We start from the raw sequence: 23,119 nt of genomic DNA, 5'->3' as shown, positions 1-23,119 counted from the left end.
GGCCGGCCGCGCGGCGTCGAATCGTGCGTTCGCCCGCCGTGCAGCGCATGCCGGCCAAGTCTCGCGAGGTGCGCTCAGTGATGTTCGTACAGGCCCGACGTATCGTTCGACGCGTACGACACCGCCGCGCGTTGCGCGTCGGATTGCGACGCAACGTCGTGCGACTGCGCAGGCGATGCGTCCGGTCGTTGGGCGGCGACCTTCGCTTCGGCCGCCTGGATGTCGCTGGGATAGAACGGGTCGTTGCCGATCGGGCGATACCCTGCCCGTTCGACGCGTGCGAGGTCGGCGCGCACTTCGGCACGCGTGACGGGACCGTTCGTGTTTTGCGCAAAGGCGACGACGGGCGCGCTCAATGCGCATGAGATCAGGACGGCGCGGATCAGATTCTTCATGAGGTTCACCTATTGGAGTGGTATGACCGTATCCGGGAGCGGTTTCGGTTCTTCGCTCTCCACACAGTGCGATGAAGAGTGAGACTCCATTCTCGGTAACGGGCACTTTCGGCAAGGTGAGCCGTCGATTACGAATTCGTTATCTCGCCGGCCGGCGCAGGTTTCGGCATCCGGCCCGACCCGCGTCGCGCACGCGCGACGCACGCAACGGCATCAGCCGATCGGATGGATCTCAGGGATCATCGCCGCTTGACCGCAATGATTGCCGTCCGGGTCCGTGAGTTGCCACACGGTCGCATGCTCGATCCAGAAGCGCGTGCCGGACTTCGTGATGCGGATGCCGCGGTAGCCCGACACGAAGCCGTCCCGCGCCACCTGCTCGAGAAACCGCTGGCGCTCGCTGCGCTCCATCGGCTCCGCCGAGAACCGCGACGGCAACGCCGTCAGTTCGTCCCAGTCGTATCCGAAGATCGCCTGTGCGCGCGCGTTGCCGTAGACGAACACCGGATCCGCCGCGACCCCGTGCGCGAGAATCCCGAACGGCGCGGCTTCGTACAGCCATCGCGCGCCTTCGGCGGCGCTCATCCCCGCGGGCACCAGCGGCTTGCCGAGCAGCCGGCCGTAGCTGTCCGACAGGATGCGGAAGAAGGGAACGTCGATGTTCGGCGACATTGCGGGAAGCTCCATGGAAGGCTTGCGAATCGGAACGGGGCGGCGATTTTGCCGTGCGGGATTATAGGGCTGACAGTGGCCGGGCCGCAGCGTAGCGCAGTGCGTCAGTCGTCGAGGCCGTCGTCGTCCGGCACGCAAGGCCGCCTGCCGACAGGTTCATCTCCTCAGACGAATCAATGGTCTGAGGAGAATCCCCGCCGACTGCATTGCCTTTCGTATCAGCACGCCCGCGTCGCGGATGGAACGCGCGCATGCTGCTTGAGAAACGCCAGCGCAGCGTCGATCGTCATCACGTGCTGCTCGCCGCCCCTCATTCGCAGCGACACTTCGCGGGCCAGTACATTCGATTTCCATTTCGCTAACGGCACGATTTCGATAGCGCCACGAGTTGCCTTCCGATGGCAATCGTCACCCCGCTCGCGCGGCACTCGAACACGCAGAATTACACCTTTCCCGAATGCGGCGCGACGCAACGATTCATCACGTCGCGGCATCCGTGCACGTCGAAGTCCGGCGTGCGCGAGCGGGTCGTCTGCCGGGCCGCAACTCATGTTGTTGCAACGGCCCACAACGTCCGAGATCACGCCATCAGCGCGCCGTATCTCGGCTAACGCGGCGTAACCGCGGCGTCGATCACGCATCGAATTTCTCAGAGGAATTCGTCTGCTCCTCACCCTGCGATTTCCCCACTTCCGGTTGCAAACAAAAACCACATGTGGCGTGGAACACAAAGCGAAGAGAGGTGCGGATACACGGCAAACGATTGCCACGAGCGCCGTTGATCGACATCAATTGCGCAACGAAGCGCGCCCATAGATTCGAATCATTAAAGGAGCGACACGGTCTCGCGAAACCTTGCGGTGACGGCGCGATCGCTTCGAACGGGGAAGGCTATGAACACAAAAAATAACGACGGTGCGACCGAAGTCGCACGGGGTGGAAATTTGCGGGCAGCACGCTGCATGCGTGCGATTCGCCAACCGTCTCGCTTCGGCGGCGGGGGAACCGCACGATGACGTTGGCTCCCGCGCTTCATCCGCTGCAGGCGGCGTACTTCGATGCATTCAATGCGGTGGTCGTGGTCGTATGCACGGTCATCCTCGTGTCGTCGCTCGACGACCTGTACATCGACGCTTTCTATTGGATCCGCGCCGCGTACCGGCGCTTCGTCATCCACCGCCGCTATCCGCGGCTCACCGCTCAGGAATTGCGCGGCGAGGACGAGCGCTGGTTTGCGATCATGGTGCCCGCGTGGAAGGAGTACGCGGTGCTCGCGCAGATGATCGAGCACACCATCGCGACGCTCGAATATCGCAAGTTCGTCATCTTCGTCGGCACCTATCAGAACGATCCCGATACGACGATCGAAGCCGATCGCATGGCGCGCTGCTATCCGAACGTCGTGCGTCGGGCGATCGTCCGCAACGACGGCCCGACGTGCAAGGCCGATTGCCTGAACTGGATCGTCCAGTCGATTCTCGCCTACGAGCAAGAGAACGGCATGCGCTTTGCCGGCGTCGCGATGCACGATTGCGAGGACATCATTCATCCGCTCGAACTGAAACTCTTCAATCACCTGATCGAACGGAAGGAGTTTCTTCAACTGCCGGTGCTGTCGCTCGAACGCGACTGGAAGGACTGGGTGGGCTGCACCTATCTCGACGACTTCAGCGAGTGGCATTCCAAGGATCTGGTCGTGCGCGAAAGCCTGACGGGTTGCATACCGGGCGCGGGCGTCGCGTCGTGCTACAGCCGCCGCATCCTCGATCGCCTGCTCGAAGGCGCGAACAACCAGCCGTTCTGCACCGACAGCCTGACCGAAGACTACGACACGAGCTTCCAGATGAAGCGCATCGGCGCGCGTATGGCCTTCGTCTGGCTGCCGCTCGAATACAAGACGACACGTCGTCACATGTTCGGCGGCCAGCGCCGGCAAATCGACGCGCGCAGCATCATTGCGACCCGCGAACTGTTTCCCGGCACGTTCCGCACCGCGTACCGGCAGCGCGCACGCTGGATCATCGGCATCGCGTTCCAGGGCGCGCAGCGCCTCGGCTGGCACGGCTCGATCGCGACGAAGTACATGTATCTGCGCGACCGGAAGGGCACCGTCACGTCGCTCGTCACCATTCTGGCTTACCTGCTGCTGGTCAATCACCTGCTGCTGCGGTTCGCGATCGCGCGCGGTTGGCTGCCGGCCGGACAGACCTTGCTCGAGGCCTCGCCGAAATGGCTCGAGTACATGATGGCCGCGAATGCGGCGCTGCTCGTGAATCGCGTGCTCCAGCGCGTGTACTTCGTCACGAGGCTGAACGGATTTCATCAGGGGCTGCTGTCGATCCCGCGGCTGGTGGTCAACAACTTCATCAACTTCTTCGCGGTGTGTCGTGCGTGGCGATTGTTCATCGTGTCGACCGTGACCGGAAAACCGATCGGCTGGGACAAGACCAAGCATTCGTATCCGTCGCGCGAGGATCTTCGACTGGTGCACCGCCGTCTGGGAGAGCTGCTGCTCTCGTGGCATGCGATCAGCCAGGAGCAGCTCGACGATGCGCTCGAAATGCAGCGCGCCGACGCCGGCACGCGGCTGGGCGAACTGCTGGTCAACGAAGCCGGGCTCGATCCCGAAACGCTCGCCGACGCCGTTGCATGGCAGGCGGGATTGCCGCGTGTCGAGTTGGCGCGTCGCGACTGGCGGCCGTTCGCCACCCGGTTGCCGGACTTCATCGAAGTGCGGCATCGTGCGATTCCGTTCGGTATCGGCGAAGGATCGGCGCTCAACGTCGCCGTGGCGGCGCCGCTTTCCGATACGGCGCTCGCGCAGTTGCGGGCGGCCGCCGGTGTGGACGTGCAGTGCTTCATTGCCGCCGAGCACGAGATCGTCGCAGCATTGGACGAGTTGCGCGCGTCGGCCGAATCGCACGGCACGCTGTCGGGGGTGGCCTGACATGAAAGTCCATGCACGACCGACCTGCATCGCGATCGCACTCGGTATCGCGGCCGGCAGCGCATGCGCGCAAGGCGAGCCCGACCGGCTGCTCGAGAGCTGCTATGCGCACATTCGCGCCGGAGACGACAAAGGCGCGCTGCAATTGTTCGAGACGAGCTTCGCTCGCCGTCGGGCGACCCCGCGTCAGTACGTCGATGCCGCCTATACGGCGCACCGTCTCGGGCAGAACGACCCGGCCTACGACAAGCAGGCGCTTCGGCTGTTCGAATCGAGCTTCGCGCAGCAGCCGGGTACCGCGCGGCAATATGTCGATGCCGCGTACACGGCGTGCCGTCTCGGCGAGAACGATCCGGCCTACGACCGGCAGGCACTCCAGCTGTTCGAGGCGAGCTTCGCCAGGCACGCAGGCACGGCGCTCGAATACATCGATGCCGCCTATATCGCGCGCCGCCTGGGCGACAGCGATCCCGCTTACGACCGGCAAGCGATGCGGTTCTTCGAAGCGAGCTTCGCGCTGCAGCCCGGCACCGCGTTGCAGTACGTCGACGCCGCGTACACGGCGCGCCGGCTCGGCAAGAACGACCCGGCCTACGACAAACTCGCGCTCCGCTACTTCGACGCCAGCTTCGCGCTGCAGCCGGGCACGGCGTTGCAATACGTCGATGCGGCGTACACCGCACGTCGTCTTGGCGAGAACGATCCGGCCTACGACAAACTCGCGCTCCGCTACTTCGACGCCAGCTTCGCGCTGCAGCCGGGCACGGCGCTGCAATACGTCGATGCAGCGTACACGGCACGCCGTCTCGGCAACAGCGACCCGGCGTACGACAAACTCGCGCTCCGCTACTTCGACGCGAGCTTCGCGCTGCAACCGGGCACGGCGCTGCAATACGTCGATGCAGCGTACACGGCACGTCGTCTCGGCCAGAACGACCCGGCCTACGACGAGCTGGCGCTCCGGTACTTCGAGGCGAGCTTCGCGCTGCAACCCGGCACCGCGCAGCAGTACCTCGACGCCGCCTATACGGCGCGCCGTCTCGGCGAGCGCGACCCGGCCTACGACAAGCTGTCGCTTCGATTATTCGATGCGAGCTTCGCCGTGCAACCCGGCACCGCGCATCAATACCTCGATGCGGCCTACACGGCCCGGCGCGTGGGCCGCGACTACCCGGCGTACGAGAAGGACGCGCTCCGCTATTTTGCGGCGGGCTTCACCCGCCAGCACGAGTCCGCGCTCGAATATGCGGACGCCGCGTACACGGCGCGCGGCCTGGGCGAGAACGAACTTGCCGATCGGTTCTTTCACGACAGCATCGACGCGAACGCGCAGGCGCCGCAATACGACGCCGAACAGGCTTACGCATATCGACGCGCGGTCGACGACGCGGAGCGGCGCGTCGGCGCGATCGTCAACGTCGCGTATCAATCCGGCGGGTTCAGGCCTCAGGAAACCATCGGGATTCTGCAGGGCGGCACCGAGGTCTACTGGCAGCCGCCGAAGATCGGATACGACAACGGGCGCATTTTCCAGGTGTTCGCGCGCCAGTACTCGACGCTGTACGACCGCAGCGGCGGCATCACCGGGTTGCCGACCTTGCAGTGGTCGGTCGGCGCCCGCTACAAGCCGCTTTCGTCGCAAAACCTGGTGTTCACCGCCGAGAAACTGATGACGGGCGGACGTTACGCGTATGACGACTGGCTGTTCCGCGTCGGTTACTCGATCGACGACGGCATCGATCTGCATCCCGTCAAACCCGACTGGACGACATGGCAGTTCTACACGGAGAGCGCGTACTTCGTGAGACAGCAACGGCTCGTTCAACCGGTCGAGCTGCGCTACGGCCATTCATGGCGGATCGATTCGATCAGCAGCCATCTGGTGATGTTCCCGCATGCGGCGATCGCCGGCGACTACGACACCCGCGCCTTGCACAAGCTCGCACTCGGCATCGGCCCCGGCATCGGCATGCGCTACTGGTTCCGCGAAAGCGCGTATCGGGCGCCGGCGAGCTGGATCGACCTCGACGTCCAGTATCGCGTGCGGTTGACCGACGCGGACCGCGCCAAAGGGTTGGTCGTTCGCGCAACGTTGTGGTTCTAGGCGTGTCGCGGACCGACGAGAAGACCGGAAATCAAATAGAGAAAATCGATATGCAACGAGTTTTGACCGTGTTCGGCACACGTCCCGAAGCGATCAAGATGGCGCCGCTCGTGCGCGCGCTGAAGCGGCACCCTGAATTCGACGTCACCGTATGTGTCACCGCCCAGCATCGGCAGATGCTCGATCAGGTGCTGTCGCTGTTCGACATCGTTCCCGACTTCGATCTGGATCTGATGCGCAAGAACCAATCGCTGTCCGAGCTGACCGCGAACATCCTGAACGGCATCGGCCCGGTGTTCGATGCGGCCCGGCCCGACATCGTGCTAGTTCACGGCGATACGACCACCACCTTGGCGGCGAGCCTGGCCGCCTTCTATCGGCACATCCCGATCGGACACGTCGAGGCCGGGCTTCGTACCGGCAATATCTGGTCGCCGTGGCCGGAGGAACTGAACCGGCGTGTGACGGACGCCGTGTCTTCGTGGCACTTCGCGCCTTCGAAGCGCGCGGCGCAGAACCTGTACAGCGAAGGCATGACGCCGGAACAGGTGGTTCTGACGGGTAACACCGTGATCGACGCGCTGCTGCAGACGCGCGAGAAGCTGGCCGCTGACCCGTGGCTCTCGGAGCGCATCGCCGCAGGATTTCCGTTTCTGGATCGGGCACGGCGGCTGATCCTCGTCACCGGTCATCGCCGCGAAAGTTTCGGCGAGCCGCTCGAACATGTGTGCCATGCGCTCCGTGAGCTCGCGACCCGCCACGACGACATCGAGCTGGTCTATCCGATGCATCTGAATCCGAACGTGACGGGACCGGTGAAAGCAATTCTTGGCGACCTCCGCAACGTCACGCTCACCGATCCGCAAGAGTATTTGCCGTTCGTGTATCTGATGTCGAAGGCGCATCTGATCATTACCGATTCGGGCGGAATTCAAGAGGAGGCGCCAGCGCTCGGCGTGCCGGTGCTGGTGACGCGCGATACGACCGAGCGGCCCGAGGCATTGGAAGCCGGTACCGCACGTCTGGTCGGCACCGACCGCGGCCGCATCGTCGCGCAGGTCGAAACGCTGCTCAACGATCGCCACGAGTACGAGCAGATGGCACACGCGGTGAACCCGTACGGCGACGGGCATGCAAGCGAGCGCATCGTCGCCGCGCTCGAAAAGCCGGGTCACTCGCCGTGCGAGCCGCACATGGGTCACGGCGATCCGTACCCGACGTCGACACGGGACGCATTGGCCGCCGCGCCGGCTGCGATACGCGCTACGTGAGTATGGCGGGGCCGATCGGGGGATTGCGGAGCGGTGAGCGATGGAAGGGGCGGAGCGGTCGCGCGCCGCCGATTTCCGCCGCAACAGACTTTACACGTTGTTACCCGGCCGCACCGGACGCGCATCGGCCCTTTCCTTATACTCACGCCGAGTTCGCCACCCGTTCCGGCATTCGTCGGCGAACACGTAGCCGATGCAGGAAACATCATGATGCGCATGCCTTCCACGAAGACCGTTCTGTTCGCCTCGCTCGTCGCCGTGGCGGCGCTCCCGCTGACCGCGTGCGTCGCACCGGGCTACGGCCCCTACGGCGCCCAGCCCTATCAACAGCAGCCGTATGCGACGCCGGGCTACGCGCAGCCCGCCTATGCGCAACCGGGCTACGTGCAGCCGCAGCAGCCGGCTTATCCGGCTCAGGCGCCGCAGTACGATCAATACGGCAATCAGCAGCCGTACGGCGGCCAGTACGGCAACGGCTACGGCACGCAATACGGCACCGTCTCGAACATCCAGCCGGTCAACGGATCGGTCGGCACGTCGGGCGTGGCCGGCACCGTCGTCGGCGCGCTGGTCGGCGGCGTGCTCGGCAACCAGTTCGGCCGCGGCCACGGCCGCGAGGCGGCCACCGTGATCGGCGCGCTCGGCGGCGCCGTCGCCGGCAACCAGATCGGCCAGCAGATGGGCGCCGCGCAGCCGCCGAGCAGCTACCGGATCGACGTGCAGGTCAGCGACGGCTCGATGCGCTCGTTCGACGTGCAGTCGCCCGGCGATCTGCGTCCGGGCGATCGCGTGCAGATCAACGGCAATCAGTTGTCGCGTTATTGAGCGGGCGGCGCGCGCCCGAACGGCTCGGGCGCACTGTCTGGTTGCGTTTACGGCTCCAGGCGTCGCCGGCATGGCTCGTCAGACGGATGGGATGCCCTATCCAGCCAGCACGGCAAAACGGATTCAGGCTTCGCGCAATCAGCCCCACCTACTACTTCCGCTTGGGCGGCCCACCGATTTCCGCTGGTCTGACGAAATAGTCGCGCAGCGCGTGCATCGCGGGGCTCAGCTCGATGTTCTTGCGCCACGCAAGGCCGACGCTCATCGGCGGCACCGGGTCGCGTAACACGATCGTCTCGATGCGCCGCCCCTCGAGCGACCACGGCCGATACACCATGTCGGACAGAATCGCGACGCCGCTGCCGTTCGCGACCATGCTGCGCACGGCCTCCACGGACGACGTGCGCAGGATCACGTTGGGCCGATACGGCGTCTCGCTCCAGTAGCGCAGCGCGGTCTGGCCGGCCTCGTCCACCGTCAACATCACGAACGGTTCGTTCGCCACCTCCGCGAACGTGACGCTCTCGCGCTTGAGCAGCGGATGATGCGCGCCGACCCACAACCGACGCACCGAATGGATCACGGGCTCCAGCACGAGTTCGGGATTCGACACGTTCGACGTCAGCAGCACGGCCATGTCGTAGCGGCCCGCGATCAGCCCCTCTTCGATCGACTCGCGGTTCAGTTCGTGCAGGTTGATCGTCAGCCGCGGATAAAGTGTGCTCAGGCGCAGCACATGTTGCGGCAGAAAATAGCCGAGCACGGTGTAGCTCGCGGCGATCGCGAGCGTGCCCGTCACCGTGCTTGCGAGGTTCGGAACCCGCATCGCCTCGTCGACCGACGACAGGATGGCATACGCGTGATTGAGAAAGCGCCAGCCGGTGTCGGTGAGCGTCACGCCCGCGGACGTGCGCAGAAACAGTTGCGTGCCGAGGCTTTCCTCCAGCTCCTTGATCGCGCTCGTCACGGCCGACTGCGAGATCGTGAGCTGGATCGCGGCCTGCGAGATCTGGCCAAGCTCGGCCGTGGCGACGAAGTATTTGAGCTGTCTGAGGGTCAGGGCCATGGCCGACGGGAAGCGGAGCGGTGCGCAATAAATATCATATCGATCGCGCGACCGCCACCGGCGGGGCTCGATGAAAGCCCCGAAGTCCAGCCGGGGCCGGCCTCGCGCCCGTTCTCGTCGATATCGAAAAAATCGATACGTCGCATACAAAAATAGAACTATTTTGACGTCCCGTGCGCGGCTAACCTCCTTTCGACACTGCTTCGGCTCGCGCAGCAGCGCGCATCGACCGAGAACCTGGAGGATCCCCAAGCATGAGCAAGCAAAGCGTCGACCTGAATTCGGACATGGGCGAAGGCTTCGGCCCGTGGACGATCGGCGACGGCGTCGACGAACAAATCATGTCGCTGATCAGCTCGGCCAACATCGCCACCGGCTTTCATGCCGGCGACCCGAACATCATGGCGCGCACGGTGCAGCTGGCGCGCGCCGCCGGCGTCGGCATCGGCGCGCATCCGGGCTTTCGCGATCTGGTCGGCTTCGGCCGCCGCGCGATCACCGAAACGCCGCAGGCGCTCGTCAACGACATCGTCTACCAGCTCGGCGCGCTGCGCGAGTTCGCGCGGCTCCACGGCGTGCGCCTTCAGCATCTGAAGCCGCACGGCGCGCTTTACATGCACGCGGCGGCCGACGAGGCGTTCTCGCGGCTGCTGATCGAGACGCTGCAGCGCGTCGATCCCGGCCTGTGGCTGTACTGCATGGAAGCGTCGGTGACGTACCGCGTCGCCGCCGAATACGGTCAGCCGGTGGTGCGCGAGTTCTACGCCGATCGCGACTACGACCGCAGCGGCTCGATCGTGTTCGCGCGCCGCGTCGGACGCCTGGATCCCGGCCAGGTCGCCGACAAGGTGCTGCGCGCCTGCATCGACGGCAAGGTGCATACGATCGAAGGAAACGACATCGACATCGATTTCGACTCCGTCTGCATCCATAGCGACACGCCGGGCGCGCTCGAACTCGTGCGCAGAACGCGCGACGCGCTGGTTCGCGAAGGCATTCGCACCGCCGCCCCGCTACCGCTCGCCGCACATCACTGATTCAAGGAGACGCATGATGGCATTGCACGATATCGTCAGCCCGCTGCCGGGCACCTTTTACCGCCGTCCGTCGCCCGACGCGGACTACTACGTCGCCGTCGACGCGCCCGTGATGGCGGGTGCGGTCGTCGGCCTCGTCGAAGTGATGAAGCAGTTCACCGAGATCGAAGCCGACGTGTCGGGGCGTGTTGCCGAGCTGCTCGTCGAAGACGGCGAGCCGGTGGACGCAGGCCAGGTGCTGATGCGGATCGAGGAGTGACGCGATGAGCCTCGCAACTTCCTCCGGCACGTTCTATCGCCCGTCGCGGATCCGGACCGTGCTGGTCGCGAACCGCGGCGAGATCGCGGTGCGCATCATCCGCGCCGCACACGAGCTCGGCATGCGCGCGATCGCCGTGGTCAGCGACGCCGACCGCGACAGCCTCGCCGCGCGCATGGCCGACGAAGCGATCCACATCGGCCCGTCGCATGCGGCGAAAAGCTATCTGAATCCCGCGGCCATCCTCGATGCCGCGCGCCGGTGCGGCGCGGACGCCATTCATCCCGGCTACGGCTTTCTGTCCGAAAACGCGGCCTTCGCCGCGCAGGTCGAGGCGGCCGGCCTGATCTTCGTCGGCCCCGACGCGCACGTGATCGCGACGATGGGCGACAAGGCCCGCGCACGCGAAACCGCGCAGCGCGCCAGCGTGCCGACCGTGCCCGGCAGCGACGGCGTCGTGCACTCGCTCGAAGAAGCGCAGGCAGTCGCTGCGCGTATCGGCTATCCGCTGATGATCAAGGCGGCCGCGGGCGGCGGCGGGCGCGGCATCCGCGTTTCGCACGACGCCGCGCAACTGGAGGCCGAGCTGCCGCTCGCGCAGCGCGAGGCGCAGGCCGCGTTCGGCAACGGCGGCGTCTATCTCGAACGCTTCATCGCACGCGCACGGCACATCGAGGTGCAGGTGCTGGGCGACGGCCGCAACGTCGTGCACCTGTTCGAGCGCGAATGTTCGCTGCAACGGCGACGCCAGAAGATTCTCGAGGAGGCGCCGTCGCCTTCGCTTACGCCGGCGCAGCGCGACGCGCTGTGCGAGTCGGCGACGCGTCTCGCGCGACAGGTCGGCTACTGCAGCGCGGGCACGCTCGAATATCTCTACGACGACGCCCGCGGCGAGTTCTACTTCATCGAGATGAACACCCGCATCCAGGTCGAGCATCCGGTGACCGAGGCGATCACGGGCATCGATCTCGTGCGCGAGACGCTGCGCATCGCCGACGGCGAGCCGCTGCGTTTCGCGCAGCAAGACATCGCGATGCGCGGCGCGGCGATCGAATGCCGGATCAACGCGGAAGATCCGTTGCAGGATTTCCGTCCGAACCCTGGACGCATCGATACGCTCGTGTGGCCGACCGGCCCCGGCACGCGCATCGACTCGCTGCTCTATCCGGGCTACGTCGTGCCGCCGTTCTACGACTCCCTGCTCGCCAAGCTGATCGTGCACGACGAGAGCCGCGCGGCCGCGCTGCAACGCCTCGCGCGCGCGCTGGGCGAGCTGCACGTCGGCGGCGTGAAGACCACCGCACCGTTGCACCTCGCGCTGCTCGCGGACGACGACGTGCGGGCCGGCCGCTACCACACCAATTTTCTCGAAGCGTGGATGCCGCAATGGCGCGAGGCCGTGACGGCCCGCGCCCGGCAACACGCGGATACGGAAGCAGACGCCACGCGCGTCGGGGAGGCACAGTGACGGCCCGTTATACCTTCGGCGGCGACGAGTTCGTGTTCGTCGAGATCAGCGAATCGATGTCGCTCGACGCCTTCTTCAAGGGCACGGCGATCACGCGCGAACTGCAGCGCCGCGCGGTGCCAGGCATCACTGAAATCTGTCCGGCGAACGCGTCCTACCAGGTGCGCTACGACCCCGACGTGATCGAGCCCGACGCACTCGTCGCGCTGCTCCAGACGATCGAGACGGAAGCAGGCGATGCGCCGCTCGAACTCGACACGCGGATCGTCGAGGTGCCCGTGCTCTACAACGACCCGTGGACGCACGAGACGATGATGCGGTTTCGCGAGCGTCATCAGGATCCGGCGTCGACCGATCTCGAGTACGCCGCGCGCATCAACGGCAAGCGCGACGTCGACGAATTCATCGCCGCGCACGCCGGTTCGCCGTGGTTCGTGTCGATGGTCGGCTTCGTCGCGGGGCTGCCGTTCATGTATCAGATGGTCGAACGCGCGCGCCAGCTCGAAGTGCCGAAGTACCTGCGGCCGCGCACCGACACGCCGAAGCTCACGGTCGGCCACGGCGGCTGCTTCGGCTGCATCTACTCGGTGCGCGGCGCGGGCGGCTACCAGATGTTCGGCGTGACGCCGGCGCCGATCTTCGATCCCGCGCAGCGGCTCGACTATCTGCACGACTTCATGGTGTTCTTCCGGCCCGGCGACATCGTGAAGTTCCAGCCGATCGATCGCGCTGCGTACGACGCAGCAGTGGCGGCCGTCGACGCCGGAACCTTCTCGCTGCGCGTGCGCCCCGTGAAGTTCTCGCTCGACGCGTTCCGGCGCGATCCCGATGCGTATAACCGTTCTCTCGTCGAGGTGCTGCATGCCGACTGATCCGCACGATCTGATCGAGGTTCTGAAACCGGGCCTCGCCACCTCCGTCCAGGATATGGGCCGGCAAGGCTGCTATCACGTCGGCATTCCGCCGTCGGGCTCGCTCGACCAGTACGCGTCGCGCGCGGCGAACCTGCTGGTCGGCAATCCCGAAGAGGCGGCCGTGCTCGAATGCACGCTGCTCGGCCCCGAACTGCTGTTCCATATGGACGCGCTCATCGCCGTCACCGGCGCCGAGATGACGCCGAAGATCGACGGCATCGCGCACAGCTGCGACGTCGCGCTCCGGATTCGCGCGGGCAGCGTGCTGTCGTTCCAGTACGTGAAGGCCGGCGCGCGTGCGTATCTGGCCGTCGCGGGCGGCATCGACGTGCCGGTCGTACTCGGCAGCCGTTCGACCTATACGCTCGGCGCGATCGGCGGCCTTGCGGGCCGGCGCCTGCAGAAAGGCGATCGGCTGCCGGTCGGCGCCGCGCACGGCGCGCCGCGCGAAGGGCGCGAACTGCCGGCATCGATGCGCCGGCCGCTCGACAGCCAGGTCGCGCTGCGCGTGCTGACGGGCCTGTACCACCACCGGCTGACCGACGCGTCGGCGCAGACGTTCTTCGACGACGAGTGGACCGTCGCGCCCGAGGCGGACCGCATCGGCTACCGCTACAAGAACGGGCGGCCGCTGCAGTTCCGGCCGCGCGAACAGCCGTTCGGCGCGGGCGCCGATCCGTCGAACATCGTCGACGCGTGCTATCCGGTCGGCTCGATCCAGGTGCCGGCCGGGCTCGAGCCGATCATCCTGCATCGCGATGCGGTCTCCGGCGGCGGCTACGCGACCATCGGCACGGTCATCAGCGCCGACATGGACCTGATCGGACAGATGCAGCCGAACCATCGCGCGCGCTTCGTGCCCGTGACGATGGCCGACGCGCTCGCGGCACGCCGCGCGTACCGCCAGCGCCTGGCGTTGCTGCGCGCCGCGCTTCAGGGCTAGACGCCGCGCGGCCCGGCGCCGCCGGCACCTTTTCTCGCTCCGCATTCATTCCCGCGCGACCGCGTGCCGCGCGGCGGACGCGTGCGCGCCGTTTCAGCCGGACCGGTTGCCCATCCGACGTCGGGGCAACCCTGCGGAAGCAGTTGCCGCGGCCAGGACGTCGTTCGCAGCTTTGCTCATCGAGGAGCACCACCATGGCCAACCTGGCTCATGCCGACGCCGACGAGGATCTCGACCTGTCGACGCTCGCCATTCCCGATCACGCGCGCATGCCGCCCTTCTCGCTGACGATGGCGTGGTGGGCCGTGTGCAGCGCGGTGTTCTACATCGTCGTCGGCGCGACGCTCGCGCTCAGCTACGGCGCCCGCAACGCACTGATCGGCATGGCGCTGTCGGTCGTGTCGTACGGCGTGGTCAATTCGATCATCAGCCGCTACGCGATTCGCACGGGCCTGTCGGTCGCGCTGTTCTCACGCGTGCTGTTCGGCAGTGCCGGCGCGGCGCTCGCCACCCTGATCTTCTTCGCGACGGCAATCTACTACGCGGTGTTCGAGGGTTCGGTGATCGCGGTCGCCGCGCATCACCAGTTCCCCGCGCTCGACTACAAGTGGGTCGCGCTGATCGTGGTGTGCTACAGCGTGCCGCTCGTGTTCGGCAGCGTGCAGCATTGGCTCGACAAGTTCAACGGCACGCTGCTGCCGTTTTACCTGATCGGCCTGTGTGCCGCGGTCGGACTCACGACGGCGGAGTACGGCTACAACGCCGCCTGGCTCGATTTCGGACCGGCAGGCGGCGCGCCGGCCGGCGGCTGGTGGCAGTGCTTCGTCTACTACATGGGCGTGTGGGTGCTGATGATGTTCACGTTCGACTACGCGCGCTTCGGCCGCAAGGAGGACGCCAGCTATCACGGCCGCTTCAACTTCGGCATGCCGTTCTATCTCGTGACGTTCCTGTTGAACGGCGCGGTGGGCATCTACGTCGTCAGCACGACGCCGGGGCTCGGCACGCTGTCCGAAGTATCGGTCGTGCTCGCGCTGCTGAAGCTGATGGGCGTGTGGGGGCTGCTGTTCGTGTGGGTCACGCAGTCGCGCATCAACACCGCGAACTACTATCTCGCGACGGTCAACATGCAGGCGTTCTTTCAGAAAGTGGCCGGCGTGCGCGCACCGAAGTTCGTGTGGGCGGTCGTGGTGGGCGCGGTGGTGTACGGCTTGATGATGGCCGACGTCTTTTCCCGGATTCTGCAGGCGCTCGCGTATCAGGGCATCTTCGTCGTCGCGTGGGTCGCGGTCGCGCTCGCGCACATTCTCTCGGACCGTTACGGACAACTCGTGGGCGACGACATCGAATGCCGCGACGCGCACGTGCCGACCTTCAATCCGGGCGGGCTGATTGCGTGGTTCGCGGGCGCGTTCGCCGGGCTCGCGCTGAATCAGGCGTCGGGATTCGCCGCGTCGCTATCGGCGCCGGCGACCTTCGTGGTGTCGTGGCTCGCGTATCGCGCGCTGCTGGGCGCGGCGAAGCGGACGTGGTTCGTGCGGAACGTGTAAGAGCGCGCATTGGCTGGTGTCGGGCGAGCGCTGTTTCAGCCGGTTTCGTTCTTCCGAAGGTGGATTGAACAGGCTGCTCGGTTCACTTTGCCCGCCGCCGACGTGACCCGACGCGGCGCGGAAATGCGGCTCGTCTCGCCTGGAAAGGACGAGCCGCGGAAAGCAAGGAGCGACCTGAACGGCACCGCTGGGTCGCCGAACGCACGCATGCCTGCTTTGCCGGCAGTTTCGGTAGACTATGCATTCGTTTCGAGCGTCATCTCGACGTTCTTGCTGCATTGCTCTCGCCGGCTACTGCCGTCATCTACTGACGCTTCGTCGATGACCTGTGTCGGCCGGCCTGGGCATCGCAATGCGCTGCTGCGCGTCGCGCGCCGCAGCTACCCGTTCCGCAAACCAGCGACGACCCCGACCGATGATCACGATCCGCCTGCTCGACGCCGCCGACGCGGCGCAATTCAAATCCGTCCGCCTTCGCGCGATCGACACGTCGCCAACTTCGTTCCTGCCTACCCACGCCGAAGAAGTCGTGGTGCCGCTCGAAGCATTCGCAGCGCGCATCGCACCCACGCATGAGCGCGCGGTGTTCGGCGCATTCGACGGCGAGTCGCTCATCGGCACCACCGGCGTGTACCGCGATGCACGCGCGAAGGTCGCGCACAAGGCGACGATCTGGGGCGTGTTCGTCGATGCCGCCTATCGCGGGCGCGGCGTCGCGCAAACGCTGCTCGACAGCGCGTCCGCGCATGCGTCGCAGGCATGGCAATGCACGCAGCTGATGCTGTGCGTCAACGAGATCAACGGCGGTGCGCAGCGGTTGTACGAGTCGCTGGGATTCGTGCGGTTCGGCACGGAACCGCGCTCGCTGTGCGTCGACGGCCGCTTCTACGACGAACACCATATGGTCAAGATCCTCGCGTGATGCGATCGCGCGCGCACTGGCCGACGGCGCAATGCAGTGCGCGCGAGCACCGCTCATCGAACGTATCAGCGCCGATCCGTGATCGACGTGTCGACGACCTGCCCCGCGATCGTCACGTTCGCGAGCGTCATCGCGCTCACGTTGAACGCGTAGATCGGACCGGGCGACGTGACCGTCGCCGCTCCCGACGCGACCGGCGTGCCGAAGTCGCAGTTGCTGATCGTCACGCCGGAGATCGGCTGCACGGCCGGCGTCGGCGGCGCGCCGTTGTAGTCGAACGCGACGGGCCCCTGCGCGACGATCGCCTGGAAGCACGACGCGCTCACGCCGTTCAACGTCACGTTGCTCGCCTTCACGTCGGAGATCGTCACGTTCTGCACGACGGGCGGCCGCGTGCGCACCGCGTCGTTGGCCGGCTGATAGTCGCAGTCGAACGTGACGATGCCGCCCTGTGCGGCCGACGGATTGCCGGCCGCCGCCGTGACGACGCCGAGCGCGACGCTCGCGTTGATCGGGCTGCCGGCGAGCAGCGCGCTGCCGTAGCCGCCGCCCTTCAGGTTCACGCCGTTCGGCAGCACGACGCCTTTCACGTGGAAGTCCTTCACGTAACCGCCGCGGTTCATGTTGGTCTTCACGCGAATCGCGATGTTCAGCGGATTGGTCTGCCAGTTCGCGTTCAGCATCGACAGGTTGGTCGCATAGATCTGCTCGACGCCGCCGCCCATTTCGCTGCCGAGCGTAATCCCGCCGTGGCCGCTGTTCATCGTGCAGTCGCGAATCAGGTGTCGCTTCGCGGGCCCGTATTCGGTGTCCCGATCCTTGCCCGACTTGATCGCGATGCAATCGTCGCCGGTGTTGAACGTGCAGCGCTCGCACAGCACGTCGGTGCACGCGTCGGGATCGAAGCCGTCGTTGTTCGGACCGATGCTGTTGGTCGTCACGCCGCGGATCACGACGTTGCGGCTCGCGGTCGGATGATGCTGCCAGAACGGTGTGTTCTGCGTCTGGTAGTTCTCCATCAACACGTTCGTGCAGCCGATGAATTCGACCATGCACGGCCGCAGATAGTGGCCGAGCCCGAAGATGCGCCGCTCGACCGGCACGCCGGCTTCGGACAGTGCGGGCAGGTAGTTCTGGTCCTGCTGCCACGGCGTGACCGGCGAGGTGAGCAGCGCGTAGAGCGCGTCCGGAATCGCCGGTGCGACGAGCCGCAGATCCACGTTGTTCGGATTCGCGAACGCCTGGCTCGGCACGGACGCGTTCCCGCCATACGCGCCCGACGAGCCCTTGTAGGTCCACCAGCAGACGCTGCCGGCTCCGCTACCCGCGAAGGGCGTCATCGCCTGCCCGTTCAGCACCGACGTCGCGCCTTCGCCGGTCAGCGCGATGTTGGTCGCATTGCGCGCGTAGACTGGCGCGCCGTAGTTCAGACAGTCGTTCGCCTGCCAACGGCTGTAGTACAGCCGGCCGTTCGCGCCGCAGTCGACCGGGCCGTCCTTCGCGTAATCGGCCGGGTTCGGACTGAAGTAGATCGTGCAGTTCACGCTCAGATGGAAATTCACGTTGCTCTGCAGCACGATCGGCCCCGCGCAGTACCAGTTGCCGGCCGGCACGATCACACGGCCACCGCCTTCACGCGCGCATGCGTCGATCGCCGCGAGAAATGCCGGGCGCGAGTCGAACGCGCCGGGCGCGGTCGTCAGTTCGGCGCCGGGGCTCACCGGCGATTTGGCCGACGGGTACGGCGACGTCTGCGCGACGGTCGCGCACGAGCGCGCGCCATAGTGCGTCACGTCGAATTCGCGGTGGCGGAACGCGCGCCGCGACACATGCGCGAGCGATGCGGCGATACGCGCGGCCGCGCCGTGCTCGCCCCAGATCGCGTCGGGCGCAATATCGGCTGCGGCGACGTGGGCGAACGCACAGGTGGCCGCGAGTGGACCGCCGAACACTGCCCCGCCGGCGAGCGCGCCGGTCCAGCCGATGAAGTCGCGGCGCGTCAGCCGCTTCGAAGAAGGCGAACGGGCGGGCAAAGACGAACGGCGACGGCTTGCGGCCATGGGCATTTCTCCGGAAGGGGGTATCGGGTCGTGTGCGACGCGACCATATTCGTACGTCGTCGTATCACATGGGCAAGTCTAGGCGCGTTCGTGGTCGGGCATGTATTTGTCGTTTACCCTCGATTCTCGCTGCACAAATTCGGATGTGTGCGCGCACTCACGTGAGATCCGTGAGCGTCTGTGAGATATGTCGTCGTATGTTTATGCGCACAAATTGCTGCCTGCGCCCCCATCGCGTTCGATGAATCGGGACGGTTCTCGGGCACCTTCCTCATGCGAGCCGGCTTGTGAAAGACTCGAGCGCCACGTATGAACACCTTCACCGCGCCAACGGCTTCGCGTACGTCCGACATCTGGCGGTGTCGCCATGTCGCCGTGTCGCCAATCGGCCATAACTCTGCAACACCTACGCGCAGCGCCGTCCGAATCGCCTACCTGCCTCCGTGATTCCGCCTCTGTTCAACGCCCCGCCCGGCGCGCTATCGTTGCTCCACCTTCACCACCAGGAGCTGCCTTTGCCTTCCCGCCACGGAGTCGACCTGACCCGCGCCCGCGCACTGTTCGATCGCGAGCGCCATGCATTCACCGAAGCCATGCCGGTTTCCCGCGCGCTGTCCGCGGAAGCGTCCGAGCATCTGCTGTTCGGCGTGCCGTTGCACTGGATGCAGGACTGGTCGACACCGTTCTCGCTGGTCGTGAAGGAAGCGCGCGGCGCGACCTTCACCGACGTCGACGGGCATCGCTACGCAGACTTTTGCCTCGGCGACACCGGCGCGATGTTCGGCCATGCGCCCGAACCCGTCGCGCGGGCGCTCGCCGAACAGGCGACGCGCGGCTACACGACGATGCTGCCGAGCGAAGACGCCGCGTGGGTGTCGCGCGAACTCGCGCGCCGCTTCCGGCTGCCGGTCTGGCAGTTCGCGCTGAGCGCGAGCGACGCGAACCGCTTCGTGCTGCGCTGGGCGCGCGCCGCCACCGGCCGCAACACGATCGTCGTGTTCAACGGCTGCTATCACGGCACGGTCGACGACGTGTTCGTCGACCTCGTCGACGGGCGCCCGGTGCAGCGCGACAGCCTGCTCGGGCAGTCCTACGACCTGCTCGCGAACACGCGCGTGGTCGAGTTCAACGATCTGCACGCGCTCGAAGCCGCGCTAAAGGACGGCGACGTCGCCTGCGTGCTCGCCGAACCGGCGATGACGAACATCGGGATGGTGTTGCCGGAGCCGGGCTTCTGGGACGCCGCGCGCGCCCTGACGCGCCGTTACGGCACGCTGCTCGTGATCGACGAGACGCACACGATCAGCAGCGGGCCGGGCGGCTACGCGGCCGCGCACGGGCTCGAACCCGACGCGCTGGTGGTCGGCAAGCCGATCGCCGGCGGCGTGCCGTGCGCGGTGTACGGCTTCAGCGCCGAATTCGCGGAGCGCGCGAAGCAGGCGAAGCTGAACGCGCCGCCCGGCCATTCGGGGATCGGCACGACGCTCACCGCCAACATGCTCGCGATGCACGCGATGCGCGCGACGCTCGCGGAGGTCGCGACCGAAGCCGCGTACGCGCACATGTTCGAACTGGCCGCGCGACTCGCGACCGGGCTCGAGCAGACCATCGCGAAGCACGGGCTGCCGTGGTGCGTGACGCGCATCGGCGCGCGCACCGAATTCCAGTTCACGCCGGTGCCGCCGCGCAACGGCACGCTGGCGGGCGAACAGCTCGACAGCGAACTCGAGCACATCGTCCATCTGTACCTGCTGAACCGCGGCGTGCTGATCACGCCGTTCCACAACATGATGCTGGTGTGCCCGCAGACGACTGCCGACGACGTCGACAAGCTGGTCGCGCAGTTCGACGCGTGCCTGGGCGAACTCGTGTGATGCGGTGACGCGCGCTCGACGTCGCGGGAAGGTGCCGGCCGCGTCGAAGCGGCCGCACGTCGCGAAACGCGCGTGCGGCGTTCGGTGAGATCGACGAAGTCATGCGCTCAGTAGCGCGATGGACGTGACGCACGAGAATGCGCGCGAGAATGCGCATGAACGTTCGGCTGGCGGCGCTGGCGAGCCAACGTGAGCGAAGCCAATCCACCGCGCTCCCCCCACCCGCAAGCAGAATCACCGCCCCGCCGCCGACAACGAACCGAAGAACGTCGCGACCTTCGCCTTGCTCGTCGTCTGCAGCCGCGACATGAGCCCGTGATCGACGTGTCGCAGCCCGTAAGTCTCGCCGATGTCGCGCTGCATCCGGCACCACAGATGGCTCGCGATCTCCGCGTCGACCATCGCGCGGTGCGCGCGGCCGGCCTGCGGCAAGCGCAGCAGGTCGGCGAGGCTCGACAGCCGGTGGCTGCGCGCATGCGGGTAGAGGCGCCGCGCCACCAGCATCGTGCATGCAAACGGATGGTCGGCCGCGACGCCGAGCGAGCCGAGTTCGGCCTGCCAGAATCGCTTGTCGAACCCCGCGTTGTGCGCGACGACCGGATGGCTGCCGACGAACGCGGCGGCTTCCTTCATCACCTTCGACACCGGCGGCGCCGTGGCGATCATCTCGTTGGTGATCCCGGTGAGCGCGACGACGTCGGACGGAATGCGGCGTCCCGCGTTCATCAGGCTCTGATAGCGGTCGACGATCTCGCCGTCGCGCAGCAGGATCACGGCGATCTCGGTCGCCCTGTCGCCCAGGTTCGGGGAAAGCCCGGTTGTTTCGAAGTCGAGTACCGCTACGGTTTGCATGCGCGAATCAACGGAAAGATACGTGGCGTGTCGGTCGCGACGCGTCGCGCCGACGGAAAGGCGCCATAGTATCCCGGGACACGACCACCGGCCGCAACTGCCGCGCGCATACGCAGGCGCGGAGCCGCCGCCGTCGCCAGCGCGCACCCACAAGCAACCGCGGCGATGCGCACGCCCATCGACCCGAGCACCGCATCGCCGCTCGCCGCTGCGTCAACGACAACTGAAGCTCGCCGCCGAATTCACGTCGCCCGAACCGTTGTAGCGCGCGACCTGCGGATACGGACACAACGGACGCGTGCGGCCCGCGCCCCACGACGTCGGCACCTCCGCATTCGGCAGCACATTGCTCGCGTCGCGCGCAGTCGCGACGATCGCGGCCGGCGCCTGCCCCTGCTCGACCCACGCAACGAGCGGCGTCAGCATGTCGAACTGGTCGGCGGCCGGCCCGCCCGAGCAGTGATTCATCCCCGGCACCGGATAGAAGCGCGCGAAGCCCGACGCGTCGCCGCCGTTCGCCTGCGCGAGCCGCGCGTACCAGTCGCTCGTGTCGTTGAACGAGAACACCGGGTCGCCCGTGCCGTGATAGACGAGCAGCTTCGCGCCGCGCGACTTCAGCGCCGCCAGGTTCGTCTCGTCGGGCGGCGTCATGAACGCCCACGACGACTGCGTGTACACGCCGTTCGACGCGAAAATCGCCGGCGCGTCGCGGTCCATGTCGAAGCCGAGCGCGAAGCCGGCGAGGTTCGCGAGCGTCGCGGCGGTCTGCGGCGGCGTCATGAACGTGAACGCCATCGCGGCCGGGTCGAGCACCACCGAATTCGACTGCTTCCACGCGGCCCATCCGCCGCCCGCGATGCCCGGATCGTACGGGAAGCTCGCGTAGAGCGCCGCCCCGGCGCTGTTCCGCGCGCCCGCGAACACGTTCCCGACTGCACGCTTCTGCGCGCTCGTCAGGCACGCGCCGGTGCGCGTGTCGTTCGCGCAGGTCGGGACGTCCGTGTCGATGCTGAAATGCGCCTGGCACGCGGCGACGTCCTGCACCATCCCGTCGGCCGCGCCGTCGAGCGCGTCGCACTTGTCGAGAATCTTCTGGCCGACGAGCCGGCGCTCCGCGTCGGTGAAGCCGCTGCGGATATCGGGCAAGCCATTCGTGCCGGTCGCCGACGCGATCTGCGCGAACTGCTGCGCGCCGTACATCTCGCCGATCGCCGCCTTCGGCAGATGGAAGCCCGGATCGCCGGCGATGATCCCGTCGTAGTCGCCTGCGTTGCGCACGGCGGTGACCATCGCGTGCCGCCCGCCGTTCGAGCAGCCGCCGAAATAGCTGCGATCGGGCGTCTTGCCGTACGCGAGCCGGATCACCTGCTTGGCCATCGGCGTGAGCGCGTCGACCGCGCCGTAGCCGTAGTCGAGCCGCGCCTGCGGATCGAGCCCGAACAGCGGGTTCTGCGCGGCGCTGTGCCCCGAATCGGAGCTGATCACCGCGAAGCCCTGGTTCAGCGCATTGGTCAGCGGCCCGCCGCCGCCCACCTCGCCCGTCGCGGTCACGACGTTGCCGTCGAGCCCGCCGTTCGCCTGGTAGAAGAAGCGGCCGTTCCACGCCTTCGGCAAGCGCATCTCGAAGCCGATCGCATAGGTTTTGCCGTCCACCGCGCTCACGCGCTCGTTCATCTTCCCTTCGATCACGCAATGCTCGGCGATCGGCTTGCCGGCCACGGCGAGCGCGCCGGCGGCCGCGGTCGTCACCGACGTGAACGACGTGTTCGCATACGACAGCTTCGCGGCGAGCGCGTCGCAGGTCTGCGTCATCGCGGCCGGCGTCGCGGCGCTCAGGTGCGCCGGCGCGGCGTTGACGGAATCGTCGCCGCCGCAGCCGGCGAGCAGGGCCGCTGCGGACAGCGGCGCAATGCACAACAGTGCAGATTTGCTGTTCAAGATGGCTCCCATTCGTCAGGAT

19 protein-coding genes are annotated in these 23,119 nt (G+C 66.7%); 12 read left to right on the top strand and 7 right to left on the bottom strand.

Features of this window, described 5'->3' with window-relative positions; translation table 11 throughout:
* Positions 1-74 precede the first annotated feature (74 nt).
* The 3 genes from MBR110_RS23750 to MBR110_RS23740 form a co-directional block, all read right to left on the bottom strand.
* Positions 75-395 (bottom strand): DUF4148 domain-containing protein, encoded by a 321-nt coding sequence (locus tag MBR110_RS23750; protein ID WP_175999849.1) that lies wholly within the window; start codon positions 393-395, stop codon positions 75-77.
* 213 nt (positions 396-608) lie between these two features.
* On the bottom strand, positions 609-1,067 hold the full coding sequence (locus MBR110_RS23745) for an MEKHLA domain-containing protein (RefSeq protein WP_014724313.1): 459 nt from the start codon (positions 1,065-1,067) through the stop codon (positions 609-611).
* Positions 1,068-1,285: 218 nt separating this feature from the next.
* A complete protein-coding gene (locus MBR110_RS23740; protein WP_181709519.1) occupies positions 1,286-1,708 on the bottom strand; it encodes a hypothetical protein in 423 nt (140 codons plus the stop codon).
* A 371-nt stretch (positions 1,709-2,079) separates the two neighbouring features.
* On the opposite strand from MBR110_RS23740, the gene MBR110_RS23735 reads away from it, so the two are divergent.
* From MBR110_RS23735 to MBR110_RS23720, 4 genes are all read left to right on the top strand, one after another.
* Positions 2,080-4,014: a glycosyl transferase family protein gene (locus tag MBR110_RS23735; protein ID WP_011881205.1), complete on the top strand. Its 1,935-nt coding sequence runs from the start codon at positions 2,080-2,082 to the stop codon at positions 4,012-4,014.
* Between the two features lies 1 nt (position 4,015).
* Entirely contained in the window at positions 4,016-6,118 is a 2,103-nt protein-coding gene (locus MBR110_RS23730) for an NfrA family protein (protein WP_059736067.1), read from the top strand.
* Between the two features lie 50 nt (positions 6,119-6,168).
* Positions 6,169-7,389, top strand: coding sequence for a non-hydrolyzing UDP-N-acetylglucosamine 2-epimerase (wecB, locus tag MBR110_RS23725; RefSeq protein ID WP_181709369.1), 1,221 nt, complete (start codon positions 6,169-6,171; stop codon positions 7,387-7,389).
* 207 nt (positions 7,390-7,596) lie between these two features.
* Complete coding sequence (locus MBR110_RS23720; protein ID WP_011881202.1) at positions 7,597-8,214, top strand: glycine zipper 2TM domain-containing protein; 618 nt, start codon at positions 7,597-7,599, stop codon at positions 8,212-8,214.
* 151 nt (positions 8,215-8,365) lie between these two features.
* On the opposite strand, the gene MBR110_RS23715 is transcribed toward MBR110_RS23720, so the two are convergent.
* On the bottom strand, positions 8,366-9,280 hold the full coding sequence (locus MBR110_RS23715; RefSeq protein WP_034193729.1) for a LysR family transcriptional regulator: 915 nt from the start codon (positions 9,278-9,280) through the stop codon (positions 8,366-8,368).
* Positions 9,281-9,534: 254 nt separating this feature from the next.
* Between MBR110_RS23715 and MBR110_RS23710 the strand changes: the two genes are divergently transcribed.
* The 7 genes from MBR110_RS23710 to MBR110_RS23680 all read left to right on the top strand — a co-directional run bounded on the left by MBR110_RS23710 (position 9,535) and on the right by MBR110_RS23680 (position 16,373).
* Positions 9,535-10,317: a 5-oxoprolinase subunit PxpA gene (locus tag MBR110_RS23710; RefSeq protein ID WP_059622432.1), complete on the top strand. Its 783-nt coding sequence runs from the start codon at positions 9,535-9,537 to the stop codon at positions 10,315-10,317.
* 16 nt (positions 10,318-10,333) lie between these two features.
* Positions 10,334-10,576, top strand: a complete 243-nt coding sequence (locus tag MBR110_RS23705; protein ID WP_034193784.1) for an acetyl-CoA carboxylase — start codon at positions 10,334-10,336, stop codon at positions 10,574-10,576.
* A 4-nt stretch (positions 10,577-10,580) separates the two neighbouring features.
* Positions 10,581-12,044, top strand: a complete 1,464-nt coding sequence (locus MBR110_RS23700) for an acetyl-CoA carboxylase biotin carboxylase subunit (protein ID WP_181709368.1) — start codon at positions 10,581-10,583, stop codon at positions 12,042-12,044.
* Positions 12,041-12,916, top strand: coding sequence for a 5-oxoprolinase subunit B family protein (locus MBR110_RS23695; RefSeq protein ID WP_059668473.1), 876 nt, complete (start codon positions 12,041-12,043; stop codon positions 12,914-12,916). The genes MBR110_RS23700 and MBR110_RS23695 overlap by 4 nt, the downstream gene beginning before the upstream one ends.
* The gene (locus tag MBR110_RS23690) at positions 12,906-13,901 is read left to right on the top strand and encodes a biotin-dependent carboxyltransferase family protein (protein WP_059462810.1); all 996 of its coding nucleotides are present in this window, start codon (positions 12,906-12,908) and stop codon (positions 13,899-13,901) included. Before MBR110_RS23695 ends, MBR110_RS23690 begins: the two co-directional genes overlap by 11 nt.
* Positions 13,902-14,095: 194 nt before the next feature.
* Entirely contained in the window at positions 14,096-15,451 is a 1,356-nt protein-coding gene (locus MBR110_RS23685) for a purine-cytosine permease family protein (RefSeq protein WP_176314980.1), read from the top strand.
* 415 nt (positions 15,452-15,866) lie between these two features.
* The gene (locus MBR110_RS23680) at positions 15,867-16,373 is read left to right on the top strand and encodes a GNAT family N-acetyltransferase (RefSeq protein WP_181709367.1); all 507 of its coding nucleotides are present in this window, start codon (positions 15,867-15,869) and stop codon (positions 16,371-16,373) included.
* Positions 16,374-16,438: 65 nt separating this feature from the next.
* Here MBR110_RS23680 and MBR110_RS23675 read toward each other — a convergent pair whose 3' ends face one another.
* The gene (locus tag MBR110_RS23675; protein WP_059561692.1) at positions 16,439-18,433 is read right to left on the bottom strand and encodes a glycoside hydrolase family 28 protein; all 1,995 of its coding nucleotides are present in this window, start codon (positions 18,431-18,433) and stop codon (positions 16,439-16,441) included.
* A 515-nt stretch (positions 18,434-18,948) separates the two neighbouring features.
* Here MBR110_RS23675 and MBR110_RS23670 point away from each other — a divergent pair.
* Entirely contained in the window at positions 18,949-20,307 is a 1,359-nt protein-coding gene (locus MBR110_RS23670; RefSeq protein ID WP_059991225.1) for an aspartate aminotransferase family protein, read from the top strand.
* A gap of 234 nt (positions 20,308-20,541) precedes the next feature.
* Here MBR110_RS23670 and MBR110_RS23665 read toward each other — a convergent pair whose 3' ends face one another.
* Both MBR110_RS23665 and MBR110_RS23660 read right to left on the bottom strand, forming a co-directional pair.
* Positions 20,542-21,159 (bottom strand): 3'-5' exonuclease, encoded by a 618-nt coding sequence (locus tag MBR110_RS23665; RefSeq protein ID WP_011881191.1) that lies wholly within the window; start codon positions 21,157-21,159, stop codon positions 20,542-20,544.
* 213 nt (positions 21,160-21,372) lie between these two features.
* The gene (locus MBR110_RS23660) at positions 21,373-23,097 is read right to left on the bottom strand and encodes a tannase/feruloyl esterase family alpha/beta hydrolase (RefSeq protein WP_181709366.1); all 1,725 of its coding nucleotides are present in this window, start codon (positions 23,095-23,097) and stop codon (positions 21,373-21,375) included.
* Positions 23,098-23,119: the final 22 nt, after the last annotated feature.

It is taken from the genome of Burkholderia sp. MBR-1 (assembly GCF_013822785.1).
GTDB classification, from domain to species: domain Bacteria; phylum Pseudomonadota; class Gammaproteobacteria; order Burkholderiales; family Burkholderiaceae; genus Burkholderia; species Burkholderia vietnamiensis.
The sequence above is the reverse complement of the archived record's forward strand: the minus strand, read 5'-3'. Positions and strand labels throughout refer to the sequence as shown.